We start from the raw sequence: 4,544 nt of genomic DNA on the forward strand, positions 1-4,544 counted from the left end.
CCCCACTGCGTCGCTCACGTGCGTGCCGCGTGCCACTTCCCGGCGGGGGCCACCGGCAGGCCCACGTCGGACAATTGCAGGATGCCGGGCTTGGCAGCCTTGACATTGAAAGCGGCGTTGACCGCGGGCAACGCGGTCATGGTGTCCCACTCGTGGTTACCCCAGTGGTCCGGCGGGAGGAAACGGATGCGGCTTTGGATGCCCGGTTCGCCCTCGATGACGAGGCGGTACTGGTCATCGTCGAACTCCCAGCCCTCGTTGAGGTGTTTCGTCAGGTACCACGCGACGTTCGACTGAACGACCGTACGCCCGCCGACTTTTCCGTTCCACCCGGCGCGCAGCGCGGCGTTCGTGCCCTTCTCGATGCGCAGCCAGCCGAGATCGACCGTCTGGGACGCGGTGGCGTGTCCGAGGAAGAACTCGGTGTCGTCCAGCGTGTACCCCAACGCCGCAGCCATGCGGTGCACGGCATCGTGGAAGCTCATCATCCACGTACGCGCGGTTTCGGCGACCTCGGGCGTGGTCTCGGACAACGAGATGCCCATCGCCAGCCACGTCTCGGCCGACTCGTAGACGGAGCAGTCGGCCGACTCGTGGATCGCGACCATGCGTACGTCCCGGCACACCGCGGTCATGGCAGTGACGACCGAGTTGATCCAGCCGGGGTTGACTCCGGTGATGAACAGCGCACTGCCGCCGCGTACACACGCGGCCTCCAGCCGTTCCTTCGTCTCCCCTTGGATTCCGCCGACGTTGAAGAACAAGTTGGTGCTGATCACGTCGGCGCCGCTCTCCAGCAGCGGCAGGACGTGGTCGAGGTCGGCCATGAAGGGCGTGTAGATCACGGTGTCGGCACCGAGCGCGACCAGCGCGTCGACGTCGTTGGTCGCCGTGACGCCGCAGTGCGGTCGGCCGCAAAGCTCCCCGGCGTCGATGCCGTTCTTGTCCGGCGACCACGCGTACACGCCCACGAGCTCCAGGCGGGGGTCGTCGATGATGGCGCGAAGGGCCAGTTTGCCCACCTTGCCGGTGGTCCACTGAATGACACGAAGCTTTTCCATACGTGGTCCTGTCTTGTTCGTCGGAGCTCTTCGTACGGGTTGGCTCTGATGCTCGCGGAGGCCGTTCGTCGCTTCAGTCGCGGTTCGTCGGAGTTCGTGAACCGGTACGACGCGAGCTGATCATGGGGCTCTCCCTGCCGCCGGTTCGGAGACTATGCAGCCGCCAAGCACGAACTCAAGAGGGAAACAGGAATTTTCGAAACCTTGATTTTCTGTCAGGGGATGCCTACGGTGATGCCCGCACAGATCCCTCCCGCACAGGAGAATGATCATGGCCGCCCTTGCTTCCGACGCTCCGCGCCGGGGACGACTGTCCGCCGAACGAGAGCGCGAACTGCTGCAAGCAGCACTGGATTTGGTCGCGGAGGTCGGCTATCGACAGGTCACCATGGCCGAGTTGGCCAAGCGTACGAAAAGCAGTACAGCGACCCTGTACCGCCAGTGGGAGAGCAAGCCCAAGCTCGTCAGCACGGCCCTGAAAAGGCGCTCGGACGAACAGCGACTCCTCGCGGACATCGACACCGGCTCGCTCCGCGGTGACCTGCGCCTGCTGGCCGTCCGTGTCTTCGGCGAGGAGTCATCGTCGGACTCGATGATCAGCATCTGGCACGCGGCCCGCGTTGACCCGGAACTCCTGCGCGAGGTAAGGGAGATATTGGTTGTGCCGGGTCTGGAAAGCCTGCACCGGATCATGGACCGCGCCGTGGAGAGGGGAGAGGTCAAGAATCGCCCCGCCATGGCGCTGGCCGACCGCGTACTGTTCGGCTCGCTGACGATCCAGGAGTTGCTGGCCGGCGAGAAACCGACACCCGAGTTGGCGGAGAACATCGTCGACCACGTCCTGATGCCCGCCCTCACCGCGTCGGTTTCCGTCGCCGAGGCGGTCACCGCTGTCTGACACCGCGCAGGCACCCTAGGCACAACCACGGGCTCGCGCCCGCCGAACACAACGCACCACTACCACCGGCTCCGGTTGCCTCTCCCTGCCACCGCTGCCGAGCACCCACCACAACGCCGAGACCAGGCACGGCCGGAGTCGTGTCCAGCACGGCCACCCCGGACACACGTTGCCACCCGGCGGCGCACCGGACGTGCGCCGCAGCGTTGTCGGCATGCTCCCGGCCATCCGCCGGAGTTGCACCACCACGGATTGATCCGCCACCTGCACGAGGGGGCCGCTCGGCCATGCGGGGGTGGTCGTCCGCAGCCCAGGTATCACCAGGCCCGGTCAGGGCACAGCCGAGGAGAGAACCTGTGAGACCAGCACGAGCGCGCAGAACCTTCGTCGTATTCACCATGGCTTCGATACTCCTGGCCACCGCATGCGGCAGCCGCGGCGGCTCCGGCAGTCAGGACGGCGAGGGCGGCGGGACCACGCCCAGCCAATCCGCCGCCGTCAGCGCCGCGTTCGGAGACCTCGGGCAGGTCTGCAAGCAGGGCACACCGTCCGGTGCGCCGGCCCAAGGCGTGAACCGACAAGGAGATCAAGGTCGGTGTCGTCTCGGACGTCGGCTTCACCAAGAACTCCGAGTTCATAGACGCCGCAAAGGTGTTCACCTCCTGGTGCAACGACGCCGGCGGAATCAACGGCCGCAAGCTCGTGGCGGCAACCCGCGACACCAAGATGCTTGAAGTGCGGCAACGCATCATCGAGGCCTGCCGCGAGGACTTCGCCCTGGTTGGCGGAGGGGGAGCCCTCGACGCCATGGGTGTCCGCGACCGACTGGACTGCCTGCTCCCCGAGTTCCCCGCACAGACCGTCCAGGTCGAGAACCAAGGGTCCGACCTGCAAGTCTCCGTCCAAGCCGCCGCCGACGGATATTGGCCGTACGAGGGCTTCTACACCTGGCTGACGAAGGAGGCCTACCCCGCATCCGCGAGCTCGGTCGGGATCATCGGCGGGTGACTCGCCCGTTTCCAAGGGCCACATCGCCCGTACCCAGGAGTCCCTGCGCATCGTCGGGGCGAACCCCACGTATACCGAGTTGTACCCGCCGACCGGTGTTGCGGACTGGACACCCTACGCCCAGTCCATCAAGAACAAGGGCGTCAAGGGCCTGATCTTCCACGGCGACTACAACAGCCTGGCGAAACTCGAACAAGTGTTGACAACCATGGAGTACAAGCTCGACTGGATCGACGCGAACTCCAGCGCCTACACCCCCGCCTTCCTCGAAGTGGCCGGCGACCGCGTGCTCGCGTACCAGAACAACGTCACCGACCTCGGCGGCTTCCACCCGCTCGAACTCGCCGACTCCAGCCCCGCCGTGAAGCAGATCATCGACCTGTACGCCAAGTACGCCCCGGGCGCGAAAGTCACCTTCCCCGCACTCAAGGCGTTCTCCTCCTGGCTCCTCTTCGCCAAGTCCGCGGTCACCTGCAACAACGACCTCACCCGCAGGTGCGTCTACGAGGCGGCCATCAAGGAGACCAAGTGGACGGGCGGGGGCATCCAGGCCCCGATCGACCTCTCCGTCCGCACCGGCGTCACCGTCAAGTGCTACAACATCGAACAAGCCGGTCCCGAAGGCTGGAAACCCGCCGACTTCCGCCCCACCGACGGCCCCTACCGCTGTGACGCCCCGGCCACCAAACTCACCGGCGAATACGGCAGCCCCGCCACCCTCGCCGACGTCGGCAAAAGCATGAACGACTTCAAGTAGCCCCACCCAAGGGGGAGCCATCCCACCACCGCACCCCTGAAACCCACCACAGGCTCTCCCCAACCCACACCCGCGGCAGCCGGCGGGCCCCCGCACCGCCGGCTGGCCAGGCGGCTGCCGCGGTTGTCGGCCACGGCAGGCCTCGGAACCGCGGCCGCTGTCGGGGACTCACTACCTCTTCTTGCAACGCGCGGAAATCTATCTCGGCCGGAGTAGACATTAGATGCTGGTGTGGCTATGGTTTCTGTCGTAGCCAAGGTTGAGGAAGGGCCCGCAGAGACGTACTGCGGGCAGTGTTGAGTGGTTCGCAGTACGGCCGGTGGTGAGTTCCGAAGCCAGAGTGTTTGCAGGACGGCGACGGGACTGACGACCGGCCCCGGCGGCCGGCGGTCGCCGGGAGCAGTACCGCGGTTTCACGCAAGTGGGTAGTTCTGCGCGCGACGATCCCGCGGCACCAGGAGTGCGGCTGTAGTGGTTCCCGGTAAAGGCGTCGGCCGCAGCGCGCGTACCGGGAGGGGCTCGGACCCAGGCCCCGGCAGTACGCAGTACCAGCAACAAACAGTTCCCGTTTGGCAGGTAGTTGGTCCAGAGGAAGAACGGAGGAGTGGAGCAGCGCCATCAGGATCGCCCGGGCGCAGTCACTCGGGCCCGGGTACCGCGAGCCCCCGAAAAGTCCGGTGGTCTCCGGTCACGTATCCGCGATCCCCGCACCGCCCGACCGCATTCGGGTCGGGCCCGCGGAAGCAGAAGGCCGGCGCAGTACTGAGGCCGGCAGATGGCGTGGCAGTTCCTTCGGGGCCCTGGTGCCGTCCGGCACCAG

At 66.4% G+C, this 4,544-nt stretch carries 4 protein-coding genes; 3 read left to right on the forward strand and 1 reads right to left on the reverse strand.

All coding sequences use genetic code 11. From position 1 onward, the window contains the following. Window positions 1–14: 14 nt before the first annotated feature. Window positions 15–1,061: an NAD(P)H-dependent amine dehydrogenase family protein gene (locus tag ACRX5W_RS26595; protein WP_436790856.1), complete on the reverse strand. Its 1,047-nt coding sequence runs from the start codon at window positions 1,059–1,061 to the stop codon at window positions 15–17. 271 nt (window positions 1,062–1,332) lie between these two features. Between ACRX5W_RS26595 and ACRX5W_RS26600 the strand changes: the two genes are divergently transcribed. From ACRX5W_RS26600 to ACRX5W_RS26610, 3 genes are all read left to right on the forward strand, one after another. Then, window positions 1,333–1,959 carry a TetR/AcrR family transcriptional regulator gene (locus ACRX5W_RS26600; RefSeq protein ID WP_436790857.1) on the forward strand — a complete coding sequence of 209 codons (627 nt, stop codon included), beginning with the start codon at window positions 1,333–1,335 and terminating at the stop codon, window positions 1,957–1,959. A gap of 651 nt (window positions 1,960–2,610) precedes the next feature. Further along, window positions 2,611–2,967 (forward strand): hypothetical protein, encoded by a 357-nt coding sequence (locus ACRX5W_RS26605; RefSeq protein WP_436790858.1) that lies wholly within the window; start codon window positions 2,611–2,613, stop codon window positions 2,965–2,967. A 49-nt stretch (window positions 2,968–3,016) separates the two neighbouring features. Continuing rightward, window positions 3,017–3,724, forward strand: a complete 708-nt coding sequence (locus ACRX5W_RS26610; protein ID WP_436790950.1) for an ABC transporter substrate-binding protein — start codon at window positions 3,017–3,019, stop codon at window positions 3,722–3,724. Window positions 3,725–4,544: the final 820 nt, after the last annotated feature.

Origin of the sequence: Yinghuangia sp. YIM S10712 (assembly GCF_051388935.1) — a bacterium.
Classification (GTDB): domain Bacteria; phylum Actinomycetota; class Actinomycetes; order Streptomycetales; family Streptomycetaceae; genus Yinghuangia.

What these genes read in the sequence shown, in the direction of transcription:
- ACRX5W_RS26595 (WP_436790856.1), bottom strand. Translation starts at nt 1,061, where the DNA reads ATGGAAAAGCTTCGTGTCATTCAGTGGACCACCGGCAAGGTGGGCAAA.
- ACRX5W_RS26600 (WP_436790857.1), top strand. Translation starts at nt 1,333, where the DNA reads ATGGCCGCCCTTGCTTCCGACGCTCCGCGCCGGGGACGACTGTCCGCC.